The organism is Oceanobacillus locisalsi, from assembly GCF_042675985.1.
Classification (GTDB): domain Bacteria; phylum Bacillota; class Bacilli; order Bacillales; family Amphibacillaceae; genus Oceanobacillus; species Oceanobacillus locisalsi.
Map to the genome: position 1 here is coordinate 24384 of NZ_JBHTKK010000031.1, position 19159 is coordinate 43542.

The 19159-nt window shown below is 37.0% G+C and carries 17 protein-coding genes and 3 pseudogenes; 6 read left to right on the forward strand and 14 right to left on the reverse strand.

What is annotated here, in order from left to right:
- Positions 1-101: 101 nt before the first annotated feature.
- On the forward strand, positions 102-989 hold the full coding sequence (locus tag ACFQ19_RS18105) for a LysR family transcriptional regulator (RefSeq protein ID WP_379594092.1): 888 nt from the start codon (positions 102-104) through the stop codon (positions 987-989).
- An 80-nt stretch (positions 990-1069) separates the two neighbouring features.
- A complete protein-coding gene (locus ACFQ19_RS18110; RefSeq protein WP_379594093.1) occupies positions 1070-2512 on the forward strand; it encodes a sodium/proline symporter in 1443 nt (480 codons plus the stop codon).
- Between the two features lie 104 nt (positions 2513-2616).
- Here the strand turns inward: ACFQ19_RS18110 and ACFQ19_RS18115 are convergent, their stop codons facing one another.
- From ACFQ19_RS18115 to ACFQ19_RS18135, 5 genes are all read right to left on the reverse strand, one after another.
- Entirely contained in the window at positions 2617-3423 is an 807-nt protein-coding gene (locus tag ACFQ19_RS18115; RefSeq protein ID WP_379594095.1) for a VOC family protein, read from the reverse strand.
- Between the two features lie 163 nt (positions 3424-3586).
- Complete coding sequence (locus ACFQ19_RS18120) at positions 3587-4114, reverse strand: GNAT family N-acetyltransferase (RefSeq protein ID WP_379594096.1); 528 nt, start codon at positions 4112-4114, stop codon at positions 3587-3589.
- Between the two features lie 24 nt (positions 4115-4138).
- The gene (locus tag ACFQ19_RS18125; RefSeq protein ID WP_379594097.1) at positions 4139-4591 is read right to left on the reverse strand and encodes a MarR family winged helix-turn-helix transcriptional regulator; all 453 of its coding nucleotides are present in this window, start codon (positions 4589-4591) and stop codon (positions 4139-4141) included.
- 128 nt (positions 4592-4719) lie between these two features.
- Entirely contained in the window at positions 4720-5025 is a 306-nt protein-coding gene (locus ACFQ19_RS18130; protein WP_379594098.1) for a monooxygenase, read from the reverse strand.
- A gap of 16 nt (positions 5026-5041) precedes the next feature.
- Entirely contained in the window at positions 5042-5968 is a 927-nt protein-coding gene (locus tag ACFQ19_RS18135) for a DsbA family protein (protein WP_379594100.1), read from the reverse strand.
- A gap of 179 nt (positions 5969-6147) precedes the next feature.
- Here ACFQ19_RS18135 and ACFQ19_RS18140 point away from each other — a divergent pair, with 179 nt between their 5' ends.
- A complete protein-coding gene (locus tag ACFQ19_RS18140) occupies positions 6148-6699 on the forward strand; it encodes a TetR/AcrR family transcriptional regulator (RefSeq protein ID WP_379594101.1) in 552 nt (183 codons plus the stop codon).
- Between the two features lie 149 nt (positions 6700-6848).
- Here the strand turns inward: ACFQ19_RS18140 and ACFQ19_RS18145 are convergent, their stop codons facing one another.
- The 3 genes and pseudogenes from ACFQ19_RS18145 to ACFQ19_RS18155 all read right to left on the reverse strand — a co-directional run.
- The gene (locus ACFQ19_RS18145; protein ID WP_379594102.1) at positions 6849-8006 is read right to left on the reverse strand and encodes a pyridoxal-phosphate-dependent aminotransferase family protein; all 1158 of its coding nucleotides are present in this window, start codon (positions 8004-8006) and stop codon (positions 6849-6851) included.
- 159 nt (positions 8007-8165) lie between these two features.
- Positions 8166-8729: a cysteine hydrolase family protein gene (locus tag ACFQ19_RS18150; RefSeq protein ID WP_379594103.1), complete on the reverse strand. Its 564-nt coding sequence runs from the start codon at positions 8727-8729 to the stop codon at positions 8166-8168.
- A 261-nt stretch (positions 8730-8990) separates the two neighbouring features.
- A pseudogene (locus ACFQ19_RS18155) lies at positions 8991-9581 on the reverse strand (pyroglutamyl-peptidase I); the annotation flags it as partial.
- A gap of 278 nt (positions 9582-9859) precedes the next feature.
- Between ACFQ19_RS18155 and ACFQ19_RS18160 the strand changes: the two are divergent.
- A complete protein-coding gene (locus tag ACFQ19_RS18160; protein ID WP_379594104.1) occupies positions 9860-10420 on the forward strand; it encodes a PadR family transcriptional regulator in 561 nt (186 codons plus the stop codon).
- A gap of 187 nt (positions 10421-10607) precedes the next feature.
- Here the strand turns inward: ACFQ19_RS18160 and ACFQ19_RS18165 are convergent.
- Positions 10608-11175: pseudogene (locus ACFQ19_RS18165) on the reverse strand (site-specific integrase); the annotation flags it as partial.
- A gap of 272 nt (positions 11176-11447) precedes the next feature.
- Between ACFQ19_RS18165 and ACFQ19_RS20350 the strand changes: the two are divergent.
- Positions 11448-11510: pseudogene (locus tag ACFQ19_RS20350) on the forward strand (hypothetical protein); the annotation flags it as partial.
- Between the two features lie 339 nt (positions 11511-11849).
- Here the strand turns inward: ACFQ19_RS20350 and ACFQ19_RS18175 are convergent.
- The 3 genes from ACFQ19_RS18175 to ACFQ19_RS18185 form a co-directional block, all read right to left on the reverse strand.
- Positions 11850-12362, reverse strand: a complete 513-nt coding sequence (locus tag ACFQ19_RS18175) for a TetR/AcrR family transcriptional regulator (RefSeq protein ID WP_379594105.1) — start codon at positions 12360-12362, stop codon at positions 11850-11852.
- Positions 12363-12385: 23 nt separating this feature from the next.
- On the reverse strand, positions 12386-13594 hold the full coding sequence (locus ACFQ19_RS18180) for an MFS transporter (protein ID WP_379594106.1): 1209 nt from the start codon (positions 13592-13594) through the stop codon (positions 12386-12388).
- 647 nt (positions 13595-14241) lie between these two features.
- Complete coding sequence (locus ACFQ19_RS18185; RefSeq protein WP_379594107.1) at positions 14242-15393, reverse strand: FAD-dependent oxidoreductase; 1152 nt, start codon at positions 15391-15393, stop codon at positions 14242-14244.
- A 173-nt stretch (positions 15394-15566) separates the two neighbouring features.
- Between ACFQ19_RS18185 and ACFQ19_RS18190 the strand changes: the two genes are divergently transcribed.
- Positions 15567-16160, forward strand: a complete 594-nt coding sequence (locus tag ACFQ19_RS18190; protein WP_379594108.1) for a TetR/AcrR family transcriptional regulator — start codon at positions 15567-15569, stop codon at positions 16158-16160.
- A 130-nt stretch (positions 16161-16290) separates the two neighbouring features.
- Here ACFQ19_RS18190 and ACFQ19_RS18195 read toward each other — a convergent pair whose 3' ends face one another.
- The gene (locus tag ACFQ19_RS18195) at positions 16291-17334 is read right to left on the reverse strand and encodes an aldose epimerase family protein (protein ID WP_379594109.1); all 1044 of its coding nucleotides are present in this window, start codon (positions 17332-17334) and stop codon (positions 16291-16293) included.
- Between the two features lie 150 nt (positions 17335-17484).
- On the reverse strand, positions 17485-18873 hold the full coding sequence (locus tag ACFQ19_RS18200) for a sugar porter family MFS transporter (protein WP_379594110.1): 1389 nt from the start codon (positions 18871-18873) through the stop codon (positions 17485-17487).
- Positions 18874-19159 lie beyond the last annotated feature (286 nt).

A 19159-nucleotide genomic window follows, 5' to 3' on the forward strand; every position in this document is an offset into this window, starting at 1 on the left:
TTATAAAATATGATTAATTATAAATCGAATGAATATTTTAATATAGAACTATGAAAATAATTCATATATTTGCAGAGGAATAATCTGAAAGGGAATCTGTTATGCCTACGTTAGCACAATATACCGCATTTCACACATTAATCGAAACGGGGAATTTCACGGAAACTGGATTGAAGTTAAATCTGACGCAGTCCTCTATTACACATGCAATAAATAATTTAGAGAAAGAATTAGACCTTTCTTTAATTATTCGCAATAGGAATAATATTGTTTTAACCAGCGATGGAAAAGCAGTCTATGCACACGTTTCGAAAATGCTGCAGGAACAGCAGAAATTAGAAAATACGGTTGCCAATTTAAAAAATCTGATTGGCGGAACAATTACAGTGGGGGTTCTCCCCAGTATTTCACTCGTATTGCTTCCAAAGGTTCTATCTTATTTCGAACAGCATTATCCCGACGTCACTATCCGTCTGATGGAGGGAGATTATGATCAAATTGAAAACTGGCTCCGGCATGGTGTCGTTGATATTGGTTTTATTGCCAAGCCCGCATCTGAAAATGTTGTATTTCATTTTATTTTTGAAGACGTGCTTCGATGCATTATGGCTAAAGAACACCCACTTGCCTCTGAAGAACATCTGACGCTGAATCAATTAAAAGATGAACGCTGGATTATGCCCAAACAAAACATTGATCGCGATGTATTACGTATTCTATCGGAGCATAAAATCGATCCGGATGTTGTATATGAATTGTCGGTTGATCAAGCCATTTTAACGATGGTAACAGAGAATTTAGGCATTTCGATTGTTCCTAAATCTATTTTACATCATGCACCGGCAAACCTTGTGCAAAAGAACTTTTCTGAACACTATGCACGGACAGTTGGAATTGCACATAAACGAAACACTTATCCATCTCCAGCAGCAATGAAATTTATAGAAATATGTAATAGATTAGCGGAAGATTTTTCAAATGAGAATTGACAAATCTTTCAAAAAAGCATAATATCTGATAAAAATGATAGGTATTGTCTTATTTAAACTTTAGATGGGAGAAAGAACTTGTGCAAACAATCATTTACGTAGAAATTATTCTCTATTTGCTCGCTATGCTTGCAATAGGAATTTATTTCAGCAAAAAAGACTTAACACATAACGATTATTTTTTAGGGGGCAATAAAGTTCCCGGCTGGGTACTTGCCTTTTCTGAACGTGCTACCGGGGAATCTGCCTACATGTTCCTGGGAGCCATCGGGTTTATTTATGTAGCTGGTTTATCCGGGATCTGGGTGTTATCAGGAATGTTCTTTGGCGTGCTCGCTTCCTGGCTGTTCCTGTCGAAACGATTTATGTTGGAGCAGCAAAAATACAAGGTAAATAGTTTAACAGATTATATTGCGGTTAAATTTCCAAGGCATGCGGATATTATCCGCTGGTTAGCTTCTACAGTCATGGTTGTTTTCTTTGTCTGTTATTTAGCTGCGCAGTTCTCAGGCATGGGTAAAACCGTTTATTCCATTTCCGGATTCAGTATCACTTGGGGAACGATTATTATCGCCCTGATTATTATTGCATATTCCTGCTTAGGCGGCTTTATGTCGGTTGTCTGGACAGATACGGTACAAAGTTTTTTAATGCTGATATCTTTTATTATCATACCAATTGTTGCCTTTATAGAGATTAAAAATCAGGGGTTGAGCGTTTCTGCAGAACTATCATTAAGAGGCGGCGGAGCAGATAGCTGGACTGGCGGATTAAATGGGCTTGCCTTAGGAGCAATGCTGTTTACCAACTTTTCCTGGTTTTTTGGATGGCTCGGCGGACAGCCGCAATTAAGTTCCCGGTTTATGGCGATAACAACCGAAAAAGAACGCGTAACCGGCCGGAATATGGCGCTTATCTGGACAATGATTGTCTATGTGGGAGCTTTTCTATCAGCTATTTTTGCTTCTGCTTTATACCCGCAAGGTACATTGGCTGATCCGGAGATGATTCTGCCGCATATGATTTTTGAAATTTTACCGCCATGGGTATCTGGAATTATCCTTGCAGGGATTCTGGCTGCGATTATGTCAACAGCATCTTCTCAATTATTGGTTATTACAACTTCTATCAGCGAGGACATTATTCATAAAACGCTCAAGTGGAACATTACCAGTAAAAAACTTGTACATGTATCCCGCTTCGTTGCGTTAATCAGCGGTATTGTCGGAATTATTATTTCTCTGAAATCAGAATCTGTTATTTACAGCCTCGTATCTTTTGCCTGGGCAGGGATTGGAAATACATTTTCTGTCGTGGTGCTGTTAATCTTCTTTTGGAAACGGGTCTCTGGAATCGGGGTTATCGCAACCATTCTTACCGGTGCAATCAGCGCTGTTCTCTGGTCTCTTTCCCCGCTGGAAGCGATTATATCTGCCAAAGCCGCAACTTTCTTTATTTGTTTGATTGTCGGCATTGTATTTTCTTTACTCTATCCGGACAACGAACAAAAAGCGGCAGTTTAACATAGAAGATTTTTTCTGTTTATATGATTTGGCTGAAAAACTCCCTCTTAAAAAACCCCTTTGTCAGGGGTTTTTTAAGTAAGGGTAAACAGCTGAGTATTGCTTTACATAAACCGGTAAATGGCATTCTGCACTTCAAATTGTTCTTTCTGCTGTCCTCCTGAGATGGTAACAATAAAAGGTTTCTCTCCTCTTTGTTTCAGCGTATCAGAAACCGCCCCTTCTCCATTAGGTTCATAAAATATAATGTCTCCACCTTCCAGCATTAAACGATATCCTGTGGCATGTAAATCTTCATCAAAAAACGATTCTCCCTGTTCCAAATCTAAATATGCCGCCCACTTTTGTATAGCCGCTTTCGCATCTTTTACAGCAAAACCGACAAAAGATAAGGATAGATCTCCTTTGGGGTGCGTGGCAATCGTTCCTTGCTCTTCCAGACTTTGTCTGCGTTCTTTATCTGTTTCTTCCCATTCAATAAAAAATGGCAAGGTCAGCTCTTCTTCCGGATTCCCTGCAAATAACAACTTCCAATTGATCATACTGCCATCCGGTTTTTTCCTGCCTAAAGGAACCGGGCCAATCACCTCCAGCCCAAGTAATTTCAAACGTTCTGCTTCCTGCTCCAGATTAGAAGACCGTAATGCGATGCGTGATAAACCGGACGCATATTGGTCTTTTTGAAATGTGTCTCTCAAGCTATATTTTTCAGCAGGTTGGTCCGCTAATTCCTTATCAAAGACACCAATCAATTCAATATAACTTAAACCAAAATGGCTAAGTGTATTGTACGTTCCGCCATTATCATGCTTTCCTCCGTCTACAGCATGAAGTCCGAGATTTTTTAATTCATCCCTAGCTTCTTCTGGGTTATCGACAAAATGAACAAGATGGTCAAATTGAAAAGACATGTATCTTCCTCCCTTTTTAAATTCTATTTTATAAGAAATAGTTGATAAATTGAAATATTCAGCAAGAGGAAACGATAAATAACTGACTCTATTAATTTTTTCTTTCCTCCGTTCGGTGATTTCTGCTATTTCGCTAAGAAACATACTTTTTGCTTCTTTAGATTTAAACGTGTATTTTCAGTGTTTTCATCATAATATAATCTGTCTGCTCATCATCCCCCATGAAAAAGGAGTGTGATCCAGTCTGCACGAAACCATTTTTCTTGTAAAAAAGAAGCGCCTGTTCATTATACTCCCATACACCCAGCCAGATCTTTTCCTTCTTTTTGTCTTTAGCAATGTCAATTGCTTTATCCATCAAATAGTTTCCTAAACCTTTCCGTTGAAATCCGCTCCGAATATAGATACGTTCTATTTCCAGAGCATCCTCTCCCACTTCTTCAGATTGTGCGTTATCTGTATTCACTTTCATATACCCGGCCAGCTGGTCATTATAATAAATGAAAAAGAACGTTGCATTCTGCTGCGCCATTTCTTTTTGAAGTTTATCCAATGTATATGCGCTTTCTAAATAGGCTTGCATATTTTCCGATGTATTCTGTTCTTGAAATGTTTCCGTAAACGTTTCGACGCTGATTTCTTGAAGCGCCTGTAAATCATCTTGGTTGCAAGTTTTTATGTTCATTGTCATCTTCCTGCCTTCCTTTCATCCAGGTTAATACTCCCGCTTATTTCCCTTCTTCACAAATTCCCAGTCTACTTCAATATTTTTTCGTACCTTCTCCAGTAAATAGACAAGGGAATCCGCTTCTGTTTCCGTCAGCCCTTCTAAAGCAACTTGGTTGGAATAATCATTTTCCTTTTTAATCATCGGATAAATGCTTTTTCCCTTTTCTGTCGGCATCAGCTTTTTTATCTTTCTATTATTGGTATCTGCTTTCTTTTCAATAAAACCATTGATCTCCATATTTTTGACAGCACGAGCTGCTGTTGTCCGGTCTACCTTAATCATTTCAGCCAGCTTTTCTTGAATAATCCCCGGATTTTCACAAATACGGACCAGATATAAATATTGGCCCTTCGTAAGATGATAGTCTTTAAATTCAATATTGCTGATAGAGTCAAGTGCTCTCGCAATCATTCCAATTTCCCGCAGAATTTCTGCCATATCTTCCCCTCCATAACTTTTCCTTGTGATATATTTTAAATTAATTTTGTTGCATTTACAACAAAAAAGCAACTAAAAAAAGAGTTATGATTGAGAATTTCTCCCAATCATAACCCTTTTCGCTGCAATTATTCTACTGGACCATCCGTCACTTTCGTCAGTGTCTCGTTAATCGCAAACACTTTTGAACGAACATCGGTGATTCCAAATTGCGCCAATCGTTTGGTATGCATATCTAAATATTTCTCGGCAGCGTCTTTTGTATCAAAAACATAGATACCGCCAGCTTCTTTCGTATCCGGGTTTTCCGTCCATATTTTCCATTGGAATCCGTCTTCCTCGCGGATACTTACGGCTAAATCGTGGAATGCTGCGGCCATTTCCTCTCCAAACGGACCTTCCATCGTAAAATCGACTTGTAATATATGCGCCATTTTCAGAGCACCTCTCTTATTTTTTCAATGTATAATACTGTTCGCCAAGCAGCTCATGCACCTGATAATCTGCTGTTGCCAATTCTTTTTCTGCAAAGCTCTGTACCTGGCTGTTCTCTAAATCATACAATGCTTCCACTTCTTTGGAAAATAAAAGATTCTCCTGTTTCAGCAAATCGGCAAAGGCAGGTACTTGTTTTGGTGCCAGTGTTTCTGACGGAAGTACTTGCTGAAGCCCGCTCACATAATCTTCAAATGTGCGTGCACCAACGATTTTGATGCCCTGCCCTTCCTGATTCACCATAATAATTGTCGGAAATCCTCTGACTCCCAAGCTGTCTTTCAAGTTAAAGTCTTCTTCTAACAATTGATGCCCCAGCGCTGAATCAGCTTGTTGGACAATTTTTTCTCCATCAAGTCCCAGTCCTTCTATCAGCTCTATTAGGATGGCAGCATCTGAGATATTCCGATTAAAGGCAAATAAGGCTTCTCGTGCATGTCTCAAAAACGTATAAGCCAGATTATCATTATACTCTTTTTGAATCACTTTAAAAACACGGGACGGCGGATAAGACGATGTCACATAGTCATCAGCCATTAACGAGCCGTCAATCGGCATTCTCGAATGCTCTCCTACCTCTTTCCAATGTCCCACAACGTCAGCTGGACCAGATATCCCATTCGCAGGATCAACGGACGTGTCGCTCCATTTCTCCAAAAGGCCGCCCATCACAGTATGTAGTTTAAAATACTGTTCAAACTGTGTCAGAAAACGCCGTAACACAGGTTCCAATGCCCAGCAATGCGAACAAATCGGATCCGTCACATAATAGATATCAATCTCTTTCTTTGGCTGATTGAATTGAAATGTTTCCATTTCTTCTCCGTCTGCTTCTCCGCAAAGGCCTGTTTCCACATCACATATCATATTTTCTTGACGCATGATCATTCTCCTTATTCTGTATTTCTTTACATATTCATTATTTCAGGCGTATTACTTTTGTTCCCTTCCTTATTATTCTATTATAAGACACAAGTAATAACGTAAAAACCAATAATCTTCTGGATTCATTGTATATACGACATTTTTTGAAAACTGTTGAAAAACAGGAGGAGATTCAAATGACCGAGGAAAAAACAGATTTGCGGATACTGCGTACACGACGACTGATTATGGATGCATTTATTTCCCTTTCCGAGAAAAAAGAATTCAACGATATTCGTATTACGGATATCACAGAAGAAGCGATGGTCAACCGAGCTACATTCTACTATCACTACAATGATAAATATGATTTGCTAGAAAAAGTTTTGTCTGAAGTCTTGCTATTTAACCTGGATACAAATGCCATCCATCAAATGGCATGGGGAAATCAAGTTGTCATTGAGCTATTTACTGCTGTGGCAAACTTCCAAAACACTTTATCTTCACGTTGCCACCGTGGATACGAAGAAACGATTGCGCGTATTATCAGAGAACACGTAGCAAGTATCCTCTATCCGCTGCTGCACAAAGAAAACCCAGCTAAAGAAGAGGCCCTCCTTCGTCATATGGCAGCAATCCTTAGCTGGACCATTTATGGAGCTTCCATGGAATGGAAAAAAAGCAACGTATCTCCGGAAGCTTTTATTCGGCCATTGCTTCCTTTTATTCTGCATAGACTCGATACTTAGCACTTTATATCTTGCGAACCATTAACCAATGAATGATTCGCAAGATATACATCCATGTCATGTGAAATGAGGTGTATGATTTTTCTTAAAGTCATGTCAAAAACCTTTCATATTTCACGGAATGAACGCTGCTTTTTACGATATACAGATTAATTTTTCACAGAAGACAAGAACACATCCTGTGCCGCTTTTACTCCTGCACCGCTCTCAAATGGATAAGAAAAGTCTTGTAACCCTGCTTCGATTAAGGAAACTGCTTGAAGTATATCACTAGGGAAGCAATATCCCATATGTCCGAACCTAAATACTTTACCTTGAAGATGGCCAAGACCGCCCGCTAAATCAAGATGATACTTCTTCTTCAAATGTGTTAAAAATGCAGACAAATCTAATCCCTTCGGAGCACAAATTGTCGTTAATGTTGGTGATGCGTACGTATCACTTGTTAACAAATCGATAGAAAGAGCCTTCATAGCTGCCCGGACCATATTTTTCATGAGCTCGTGCCGCTCTACTGTTTTGGCAAATCCGCCTTCTTCTTCAATGAGATCGCACACAGCAGACAATCCCATAATCAATGAAATCGCTGGTGTGTTGGGTGTCATTGATTTTTCTGCCCATGCACGATAACTTAATAAATCTAAATAATATACAGTCGTGCGGTTCGCCTCTATGACTTTCCAAGCTTTTTCACTTACAGCTACAAAAGCGAGTCCCGGCGGCAACATAATGGCTTTTTGCGAACCAGTTACTAAAATATCGATACCCCACTCATCCATTTCAGACGGAGCACCGCCAATACAGCTCACTCCATCAACAATAAATAACGCATCGGTGTGTTCATGTACTGCCTCTGCCAACTGTTTAACTGGATTTAAAGCACCCGTAGAAGTTTCATTATAAGTGGCAAAAACAGCTTTAATATTGGATAATGGCTTTAAAAAGGCAGCAAGGTCTTCTTTCGTACAAGCTTCTCCCCAACTTTTTTCAAGCTTATGCACATGCAATCCATGTTTTTCACATATGGAAACAAAATAGTCCCCAAAAGCACCTATCGTCACAACAACTACCTCGTCACCAGCAGAAGTGGTATTGGCGACAGCTGCTTCTAATGCTGCCGTCCCGCCTGAAGGGAGCAGTAAAATATCTTGCTTTGTTCCGAATAAAGGTTTCACACGTTCCGTAGCTTCTTGATATAATTTGGTAAATTCTTCGGAACGATGACTGATCATATTTTGTGTCATGGCCAGTTCCACTTTTTTAGGAATTGGTGTAGGGCCAGGATGCCTCAGGATATTTGGATACATAACTTTTCCCCTCTCCATTATCTTATTAATAATTTGTTTAATTCTTAATTATATGAATCTACAATAGCAATACTAGCACTGTTTATTTGTAAAGTATAGTGTATGCTATTTGCTGTTGGTAATGAAGGGAATAATGAAAACCCAAAAAAATATCTCTTATTATTTCTCTTCAAATTTCTTCACTTCAGCACCCATAGTACCTTCAAAATGACCTAATGCCCAATCATGCCCAGCTTGATTAAACGAAGCAACCGCATCTTGATACACGACAATGTGAAAACCTTTGTTATAGGCATCGACAGCCGTATGCAGCACACAAATATCTGTACACACGCCAACCAGATGCACTTCTTCAATCTTTCTTTCCCGCAATTTTATTTCTAAATCCGTACCTGCAAAAGCAGAGTATCTCGATTTATCCATGTAATATACGTTGTCTTTATCCTGATTTCCTTCATATGTTTCCTGCAACTGCCCATATAAGTCTCTGCCGCTCGTTCCACGGATATTATGAGGCGGAAATAGCTTGGTTTCCGGATGATAGACATCATCTTTATCATGAACATCAACAGCAAACACAGTATAATTGCCTTCTCTGATAAATTGCTCGGTGATTGCAACCATCGTATTTTCCAAATCCTGACCAGGTTTACCACAAGTTAAAGCGCCTTCATCTGCCACAAAGTCAACCGTATAATCAATGTTTAGTAATGCTTTTTTCATGAATGATTCCTCTTTTCTTAAAATGGTCTAGGTAGTAAATCAAAAAACGTCAACTGTTGCTAACTATTTCTGATAAAGTGAAACTTCCTTCAGTGGGGGTTTTCTTTTCCCCCACTGAAGGTTAGTTGAACGAATCGGGCCATTACTGGCTGTTGGATCTCCCACTTAGAATTTTTGATTTTTCTCCCTTCTTGAAGTGGGAGTCTTACAAAAGCTCTTCGATGGGGCGAGTAACCGCAGCCCCAGCCAGTTACGCTGCGGTAAAGTCTCTACACAAACAACAATGGCTCTCTTCAGATCATCATGGCTCCAACTCGGTATTTTCTCGTGTTCGATAGCAAGTTCATGGGATGCAGGAATATGGATAAAACCAGCAGGCAGACGAAGGCCATTTGTCCGTACATAGTGCAGTGCTTGATACATGACATGATTGCAAAGATACGTCCCTGCTGTATTGGAAATTTCAGCGGGAAGTTCTTGTTTTTGCAACTGCTGAACCATTTTGCTGATTGGTAATGTAGAAAAGAACCATCTGCGCCGTCTTCCCAAATAGCTTCATTATCCAGCTTATGACCTTGGTTATCCGCAGGTCCATCATTCACATTCAATACAATTCTTTCCGGGTTAATCTTGAACCTGCCGCCTGCAAGTCCGAGTGAAATAATCGCATCTGGTTTTGTTTCTTCTATGAGTTGGAGGAGCTGTCTTCCTGCCTTTTGGAAATCTACAGACAGTACCCGGGAAGTAATCAGATAATCTCCAATCATTGCATCATCTAATTCTTCTGCGATTTTCATCGTTGGATTAATGGAGAAAAGGTTCAAATCCAGTTAGTAGTAACTTCTTTGTCATCTGCTACACCTGCCTTCCAATACACACATAAAGTTATTTACTCCAGTATAGCATAGGATGACGCATGTTGAACGTCCACCTCTCTTTAGAATAAGATACTTCATCTTGACAGTTAACGATATATCGTTAACTTCGAAGCAAAAAATATACAGGAGGAATAGATTATGTTTCAATAAGATGAACAACCTTTTTTCCATAAGCTGGCACATTTTAATCATCCTATTTTTGATGAAGACAACACATTCCATAAGGAGTTTCTAAAACGAAATAAATTCGGAATGGGGCATGAAAAGTTCCCAAGAAGAGGCGGATCCCATTTCTTTGCCGGACATGACGAAAGAGGTGGCAGCCGTGGCGGCGAAAATTTTTTCAAACGCGGAGATATTAAGTTGGTTTTGCTAAAAATATTACAAAAACAACCAAGGCATGGTGACGACATCATCAAAGTTTTGGAAGAAAAATTCAAAGGCTTTTATTCACCAAGCCCAGGTTCCGTTCACCCTACACTTCAAATGCTGGAGGATCAGGATTTTGTTGAAGCCGTTAAAGAAGGAAGGAAAAAGGTATACCATATTACCGAGGAAGGTACGATCTATTTAGACAGCCATCAAAACGAAGATCCTTTTGTTTCACGAATGAACCAATTTGAAAACGTGAATATGGAAGAAATGCAAAACCTTCGATCGGACATGCAAGGTTTATTTCATGACTTTATGAAGACAGCTCGACAGGTTATGGATCATCCCGAAAAGAAAAAACAACTGCAAGACCTTCTTAAAACAACACACGAAGAGCTTTCAAATATTGCTAGTGATGGGAATAAACCAGACGATAAATAATATTTTTGATTGAAACATAGTATAAATTTCTGATTATCTTTTTAAATATTCTTAAATGCTCGTATAGCTTTATTCTATTGGCTTTCGAGCATTTTTACTGTCGGTAGATACTTCACGTTTCTTTTCATATTTCCCTATGTCTTAGCTTTCAAAAGTGGTAAATAAATAGTACATTCATTTGTTACTACTAAGCAGCAAGCTGTTCCTGTTGTTTTCTTTTTTTAGCATTCAACTTCTGCCATTGCGGAATCGAATGTTGCGTGTGGTCCAGTTTCATCGTTATATTTGCGTGCCCCATGATGTATTGCAATGCTTTCGTGTTCATACCTTCTTTTGCATAGTTGGTACAGAACGTATGTCGCAAAATATGTGGTGTGATGTGGTAACTTATCTTCGTTATACTTGTTGTACTTCTTAACAAGGCTTTTCAACATAGCTCCATAATCAGCAGCAACCTTTGGATATCCTTTACGATTAAGAAAAAGGAAATCACTATATCCATCAATCACAACACGTTTACCATTATTATGATTTGCTAACATTCGCTTAAATGCTTGATAGGCTTCAACCATAGGAACTTGACACTCGCCACTTTTGGCTTTTGGTATTTCAATGTAGTACCCAATTTCAGTATCTCTCAATAGCCAATGGTCTACATGGATAAGACGATTTTTCAAAATCTAAATCTGAAAGTGTCAAACTCCAAACTCTGAAATACGAAGGCCTGTTTTTAAGAGTATCAGAGTTTCATCATAATATAATTTTAAAAAATTTAGACTTGCGATAAAAGGAACCCGTACAAAACAAAATTTAACTCGAGAACAAGTAGGATCATTAATAGAAATTGATCTCCATTATTAAACGAATATTGAAAATAAGGGACACACCCTAGCATACAGGTACTTTATGATCTTGTAACGTTACTTAATGTATCTGTTGATGAATTTTTCTACATTATTCTGATAGGATGAAAAATACTAGAAGAAGGTAATTAGAAAAACAGCTTGATAGTTTAACAGATAATGACCTTATTATTATAAAAAGCGTTACTAATGGTATCATAAAATCCAAAAAGGCAGGAGAATATTAAATACTAGCGTTGCATAAATTAAATCTAAATATTCAATAAAACAAATCTAGCGCTTTTTTATTCTATATTAAAAACAACAAAAAGAGTGATTTAAAATGAGTGATAGGTCGCGTAAAGGGCTTATGTGGAAGAGGAAAAAGCTAATAACATTATAAATAACTCAATAATAACACACACTTCTTACCCAATTTAACAGTAAACGAAAATGCTCACTTTTGAGCGTTTTTTATCGTAATATTAAATTTTCTTATTTCACTAATGTGACTAGTCACTTTAAGTACATCATTTCACATACTTATTTGTTTTCAAACATTTTCTAGGTCTAAATTAATGTCGCAATCAACGGCTTTTTATCAAATTTACTAAGAGATTTAATACAGATTCAAGCTCGGTTTCAGAGTAATAATTATCTTTAGTAAATATTCCATTTGTTGTTAAGACGACTAAAGTAACCCATTCATCAGAAAGTTCCTTAGATAACTCTTCTACTACCTCTTCATAAAACTTCTCCCAGAGAACTTTTGTCTCTTCATTAACCTCGTAATTAAATAATGACATATATGTTTTTGTCTCATCACTCTTTGCAGCTAGTAGACAGGCATGAAGATAAGCTTCAGTGTATGTTTCTCTGACACTCTTTTCATCCATGATTAATTGTTCAATATACCCAATGATGTACTCATGTAATGATGTTATTAAGATTTCTTTTGAAGCGAAATGATACATCAAGCCTCCCTTACTAATTTCTGCTTCGTCACAGACATTCTGAATGGAAAAATTGTTGATTCCCTTTTCGGAAATTACTTTTATTGCAGCTTGAAAAATTAACTCTTTTCTATTGTTTACCTTCATTCCATCACCTTCTATTCATATAATTAATTCCGCACATAATCTTTGGCTCTTAGCGCAATAATAGTAGCTATGATCAAGCCCAGTAAAGAAAATGCGAGTAACACGTATTGAATATTAAAGCCAATTGCGCTAAACATACTAACCAAACCATATGCAAGTGGATCAAATCCATTCATTGCTAGGAAAATGATACTCATTACTCTTCCCATTAACCGGCTGTCCGTTTGTTCTTGTGCAGCAGTGAAAAACGGGATATAAACAAATGACATGAAAAATCCAATAAAGAAACCAATTACTGTAAGGATTATTAAATTCGATACTTGGCTAAATATCAGTGCTGTAATTAGTGTAGCAAATAATCCGAATGTGGACACGAACCCTTTCCTATTTATTTTAACAACGCTTAATATCATTGTACTAATTAACATCCCCACCATTTGAGACGATTCTAAAAAGCTAAGATGAATAGGACTTCCATCAAGTAATTCAACTAGAATAGGAACGGCAACGTGTATCGATCCAAAGACGAAAAAGTTCGCCGTGATCAAAATAAGGATTCCAACCACCAGAAAACGGCTTTTTCTGAGATAAGAAAATCCATCTTTAAAATTTTGTAACGGAGTAGCTTTTCCAATATCTTCAACTGCCGTTTCTTTAATAAATGGTGGAAAGATTATTACCGCTGACATGAATACTAACATAGTAGCTACTAAAAAGCTCCATTCGATACTTGCTGCTTCCATAACCAATCCTGCAAGTATTGGACCACCAATAAAAGCAAGCTGATCGACACCTTGAAAATAAGCATTAGCTTGTTGTAACTGATGTTTTTTCACGACTTTTGGAATCATGGAGGAACTAGCTGGTCCGAAAAAGGCATCTAAACCGCCGAACAATCCAGATAGTACTAATATCCAAGCTAAATTCAATTGATCATTAACAAGTAGAAGAAACAATAGTAACAGTAAAAAACCTTGAATTAAATTCGTGGTAAACATGATCGTTGTCTTTTTATACTTATCAGCTAAAACACCACCAAATGTCATCATAATTAACCTTGGTACTGTGGCGGCTATTAAGATTAATCCTAATGATCCTGCTGATCCCATTACCGTCACCGCATACCATGTGGTCGTTGTTAAAAATACACTAAACCCTAATACAGCAAATATCCCAGCAATGATTAAAAGGTTAAATGTGCGGTTACGAAATAAAGAATTTTCTTTTGACATGATAATTCCCCTATTCAATAATTACTATACCGAACAGTCGGTATAGTAATTATTATATATTCTTAATTTATCTAAGTCAACAACAAACAGGAAAAATATACACTCTTACCCTGCTATAAATTTGTTCAAATCTGTTGGTGAATCATGATAATAACACAACGAAAAATGGTTTCACTTATCTTTTTATGATAAACGAAACCATCTTTACATTTTTTGACTAGTTATACCACTATTTCTCTTAAACACTTCATGCACTAACTCTCTAAATATAATTAAGTCTATTTCCATAATAGCCACATTAGCTTTCTGAAAGAAACATTTAATTGTTAGTAATTGCTATGATTCATTTCAGTTGTCGTCGTACACTTTTCTCAATAATTAACACAATTAGAATCGATATTTTAACTGGGCAAACGGCATCCGAGAGTCAGATACCTTGACACCTGGTATTTTCGATAATACAAATAGGTACACTAAAAATAATGAACAACTTCGGAAAAGGATAATAACTCTGGCAGACCACACTTTCCTCAAAGGTTGAGAGTAGGTTATATGGACAAAACGAATCCCGATAAATAAATAGTCAATGACGGTTATATTGCTCTTCAGACCGCATGAAGTCAACATGAGCATCGGTTTGTTTCATTCTACTTATCCCAGGTAGTCCCATCTCCGTCATTAAAGAATGCATAATCTTCTACATTATCAAGCTCTAAATTGTCTAATAAATTAGCACTATGAAACACTTTTTCTGCACGTGGCTTGCGGTCATGCTCGAAATAATAAAAGGCATCCTCATAATCATAATCACGTAGCATTTTTGCTAAATACATCGCATCTTCAAACGCTAAAGTTGTTCCCATACCTGCGTTCGGATCCGCTGTATGCAAGGCATCACCGATTAATACAACACGACCGTGTGAATAATGCTCCATTAAGTCGATGCGATAAAGTTGCTTTGCAATAATATGGTCTGTTGCTTCTATTAATTGTTGTATTGGCATTTCCCAGCCTTCAAACCGTGCAGCTAAGTCTACTTTTAATTCCTCTATCGGTTTTCCTTCAAAATCTTTTTTCGCGATTTTCCGTGGCTCCGTTGAAATAAGTGACCATGAAATTTCTTCATCTGTTGGGTGATGCTTCGATACGAAGAAATTAAAGTTATCATGGAAATATATAAGGGACTTATCCGTTGTGAAGTATTCCTTAAACTTAGCTATTTTTTCTGTTTCAATCATGCCGTATACACCTGTTTTGCCTAAATATTTTAACGGATTTGCCGGAAACGGAAATAAAAGTTCACGCGTTTTCGAACGGACACCATCTGCTCCAATTAAAATAGAACCAAAATCTTCAGTACTATCTTCAAACGTTACGTTTACACCTTCTGCATCCTGTGTAAATCCTTCTAAACGTTTCCCGAACTGTATGTCAATTCCTTGACTTACAACTTCTTTATATAACAAATCGATTAGATGGAAACGGGCAATATTAATGAAGTATGGCATTTCCTCAAATTCTAGTTCAGCTTCTAATTCTGTTTCTTCAAATAATGGTTTGTTGTCCTTATCAAGGACTGCAAAATCCACTATATGATGACTATTCTTTTTAATTTCTTCACTTAACCCTAAGATTTCAAGCATTTGTACTCCACTTGGGTGGATAACAAAATGCCCACCAACTTTTCTATACGCTTTTGCTTGTTCATACAGGACACTATCAATATTTGCTTTCTTCAAAAATAATGACATTGCTAAGCCTGCAACGCCTCCACCAATAATAATGACTTTGTTTTTCAAATGAATCGCTCCCCTCGAAAAAAACATAACACTATTCGGACAAACGGTCAATTAATTATATGCATGTTTATATAAAATAAAACTTGAATGCCAAATAATTGAACAATTATCCGATTAATTCGCATAATAAGCTATAATACGCTAAAATAGAATTAAAAAACAGTGGAGGAAGTATGAGTAGACCAACAGGCGTGAATAGCGACGATACGAGGCAATTTATCGTGGATATCGCAACGAAAATATTTGAATATAAAGGCTATAGTGCCACATCCATGACTGAAATTAAAAATGAGACAAATTTAAGTAAGGGGACGATTTATTACCATTTTAAAAATAAAGAGGAACTGTATCTTTACTGTATTCAGGAAGTATCTAATGAATTTATTCGAAATTGGGATATTACGTCAAAGGCTGAGCAATCAGCTGAGAAAAAATTATACATTTGGGCGAAATTAAATCATATAATGCTAGAAAAGCCGATTATGAATACCATTCACGAATATTTTGTTTCAACAAATAAAAACCATTATGACGCTGTGCTAAAACTGTATGAACCCGAATTTCAAATCGTGAACCGTATTTTAGAGGAAGGCATAAATCGTGGGGAATTCAAAGAAGATTTGCATATTGATGATGTATCTGTACTTTTATATAATTTTATCACATCGTTAGTGAATGCAGAATTGTTTGGCTATCATTCAAGTCAGGATCAGAAAAATTTATACAAGCTAGCCATCGACCTAATTCTACCTGGACTGAAAAAATAAGAAGAAGTGTATATGATCTGACTGAAAGGACTGTTGCACAATCAGGTAACTGATCGTGTAACAGCTTTTTTGTGTGTATTGTAATGCGCATATTGATATTTTATAATGGTAAACTTGATAATAAAATGGATTACTCTACACCAAATCGATATTTGGTAACGGAATGATACTTTTCATCAGCATGAATCATAATTGATGGGAATGTAGGAAAATGTACTGCGTTGGGTAAGGCTTGTGTTTCCAAACAAATCCCCAGGTGTTTTCTTGATGGAACACCTCGAATATTCCCTCTATTTATAGAATTTCCGGAATAAACAATGACCCCAGGTTCATCTGTTTCTATCGTTAGCTTTCTTCCACTTTCAGGATCTTTCAGTATTATTTCTTCGTCATGATTGCTTTTAAGAAGAAATGGATGATCGTATCCTTTTCCTACAAGCATATTTTGCGGATGGTTGGAAACAGTTCCTGATTTTATATTTTTTTCTTGCGTAAAATCGAATGGCGTATTTCTTACATCTAATAAGGTACCAGTTGGGATAAATTCCTGATCAAGCTCCAAGAACTGGTCACTTTTTAATTTTAATGTATGATCTAAAATGTCCCGCTTAAGGTTACCACTTAAATTAAAATAAGAATGATTTGTCATTGTCAGAATTGTTTTCTTATCTGAAAGTGCTTCGTACTCGATAGCTAATTCATTTTCGTTATTAAGCGTATAAGTAACTTGTACTGTAACATTCCCCGGATACCCTTCTTCACCATCTATACTCATATATTTAAATTGAACACCCGCTGCGCCTTCACTCTTAAAAACTTCCGCATCCCAAACCACTCGATGAAACCCTTTTATACCTCCATGAAGATGGTTTTCCTCCTCATTTTTTGTCAGTGTATAGGTTTGTCCCTCCATCTCAAAATAGGCATCTTTTATTCGACCGCCAACAGGGCCAATGATAGCCCCAAGAAATGTTGTGTCATGAACATATTCTTCCAGCGTATCATAACTAAGGACGACATTTTCAAGGGTACCTTGCCTGTTTGGTGCCATTATTTTCGTAATAATGCAGCCATAATTGATACATGTTAATTCTGCGCCGTTATTATTTGTGATTGTAAATGAGTAGACAGTCTGATTATCTATTTCGCCGAATTTATTTTGTGATAGTTGCATATTGTTTCCTTCCTCTCTATTGAAATAATGGATGATAGAAAAAAGGGCCGGAATAATTACTCCGACCGTAAGAAAATGTTTAGCTACATGTTAAATCGATTATGATTGATTGATACTTTATTCAAAACACTATATTAATCGAATTATTTATTATGCATTTTTTTCTTTCAATATTTGGTTTTCCCCTATTTTTTCAATTTCTTCTAAACTTCGACCACGAGTTTCTACGACCCGTGTTCTGATAAATAGTACACCTAATAAACAAATTGTACCGAAAATTGCAAATACAGCTTCCTGCGCCATTGATGCGGTCATAATAGGAAATAGCAAACCAACTAAGAAAGAGCCGACCCAATTAAAGGAGGAAGCTAGTCCTGATGCTCGTCCACGAATAAGCAACGGGAACATTTCTCCCACAATAACCCAAGTTAATGGAGCCCACGTGAATGAATAAAATGCTACATAGATACTTAAAAATACTACTATCATAATTGGATTTGCATTTGGAATTATAATGTTAATTATCGCCGGTAAAATAAAGGATAGTCCCATTACTGTTCCGCCTAATGTTAATAAGGTACGACGATTAAATTTATCTGCAATCAATATGAAAAGCAGTGAACCTAGCACTAATATAACTCCTTGAATAATTGGCCACATTAAAGCTGAACTTGCTGCATTGCCTGTTGCATTTTCTACAATTAATGGAATGTAATAAAAGATTGCATTCGCACCTTGGAATTGCTGAAATGCAGCAACGCCTACACCGGCAATTACTAAATAGCGGTATTTACCACTTAATAATGTACCCCATGATGTTTTTTGATTTACTTCCTTTTTAGAAGCTTCTTGAATTTGCATTACTTCAGACTCAATTTCATCTTTGCCAGAGCGAATATAACTCAGCACTCTGCGCGCTTCATCAAATTTACTGTTCTTAATTAAAAAGCGTGGTGATTCAGGTAATTTTAATACCCCAAAAAACAATATTAATGCCGGCACAGCAGCCAAACTCAACATCAATCTCCATGCCGCTGTTTCTGGTAAATCTTTCAATATAAAAGCTACAATATACGAAAGCAACATTCCAGAAACAATCATTGTTTGATTAATTCCAGACAAACGTCCACGTAAACGCGCTGGAGCCATTTCTGACATATAAGCTGGAACTAATGCAGAAGCTGCCCCAACAGCCAATCCTAATATAATTCTAGATACTACCATAAATAAAATCCCATTATGAGGAGATACCCCTGCTAAAATAGAACCTATAACAAAAACGACAGCAGCTATCAAAATCATTTTACGTCGACCCAAACGGTCAGAAATTTGTCCAGCCGTTGCGCCCCCGAAAATTGCCCCTAACATTAAAGAAGAGGTGATCCAGCCAATAGCCACAGGGTCATTTTGAAGGTTCCAATCACTTTGCAGAAATGGTAAAGCTCCTGTCATAACACCAATATCATAACCAAATAGAATACCACCAAAAGCTCCGAAAAAATAAATAAATCCACTTGGTATTTTCTTTTCTTGAGCCATTATAATCCCTCCCTAAAAGTTAAAAAATAAATTTTATGTTCTTTAAACAAAATGTTTTTTAAATAATAAACCTTCCTGAGGATTAAAATATAACGATGTTCACCTTTTGTTAAGCGCTTTCAAGTATGTTAAAAAACTTTTAAACATACTTCTTATAATCTCAACTTTCGCACCTAGAAAAATTTAATAAAATCAAGAGACTCTAGTGCTCGTAGTTACTGTAATAGGTTCCTTGACAAAGTATTTCAAACAAGAAAAACACCTCTCCATTTGGTATAGTTGATTT

Coding starts and splice junctions, on each gene's coding strand:
- ACFQ19_RS18105 (WP_379594092.1), top strand. CDS start 102: ATGCCTACGTTAGCACAATATACCGCATTTCACACATTAATCGAAACG.
- ACFQ19_RS18115 (WP_379594095.1), bottom strand. CDS start 3,423: ATGTCTTTTCAATTTGACCATCTTGTTCATTTTGTCGATAACCCAGAA.
- ACFQ19_RS18120 (WP_379594096.1), bottom strand. CDS start 4,114: ATGACAATGAACATAAAAACTTGCAACCAAGATGATTTACAGGCGCTT.
- ACFQ19_RS18125 (WP_379594097.1), bottom strand. CDS start 4,591: ATGGCAGAAATTCTGCGGGAAATTGGAATGATTGCGAGAGCACTTGAC.
- ACFQ19_RS18130 (WP_379594098.1), bottom strand. CDS start 5,025: ATGGCGCATATATTACAAGTCGATTTTACGATGGAAGGTCCGTTTGGA.
- ACFQ19_RS18135 (WP_379594100.1), bottom strand. CDS start 5,968: ATGCGTCAAGAAAATATGATATGTGATGTGGAAACAGGCCTTTGCGGA.
- ACFQ19_RS18140 (WP_379594101.1), top strand. CDS start 6,148: ATGACCGAGGAAAAAACAGATTTGCGGATACTGCGTACACGACGACTG.
- ACFQ19_RS18145 (WP_379594102.1), bottom strand. CDS start 8,006: ATGTATCCAAATATCCTGAGGCATCCTGGCCCTACACCAATTCCTAAA.
- ACFQ19_RS18150 (WP_379594103.1), bottom strand. CDS start 8,729: ATGAAAAAAGCATTACTAAACATTGATTATACGGTTGACTTTGTGGCA.
- ACFQ19_RS18160 (WP_379594104.1), top strand. CDS start 9,860: ATGGGGCATGAAAAGTTCCCAAGAAGAGGCGGATCCCATTTCTTTGCC.
- ACFQ19_RS18175 (WP_379594105.1), bottom strand. CDS start 12,362: ATGAAGGTAAACAATAGAAAAGAGTTAATTTTTCAAGCTGCAATAAAA.
- ACFQ19_RS18180 (WP_379594106.1), bottom strand. CDS start 13,594: ATGTCAAAAGAAAATTCTTTATTTCGTAACCGCACATTTAACCTTTTA.
- ACFQ19_RS18190 (WP_379594108.1), top strand. CDS start 15,567: ATGAGTAGACCAACAGGCGTGAATAGCGACGATACGAGGCAATTTATC.
- ACFQ19_RS18195 (WP_379594109.1), bottom strand. CDS start 17,334: ATGCAACTATCACAAAATAAATTCGGCGAAATAGATAATCAGACTGTC.
- ACFQ19_RS18200 (WP_379594110.1), bottom strand. CDS start 18,873: ATGGCTCAAGAAAAGAAAATACCAAGTGGATTTATTTATTTTTTCGGA.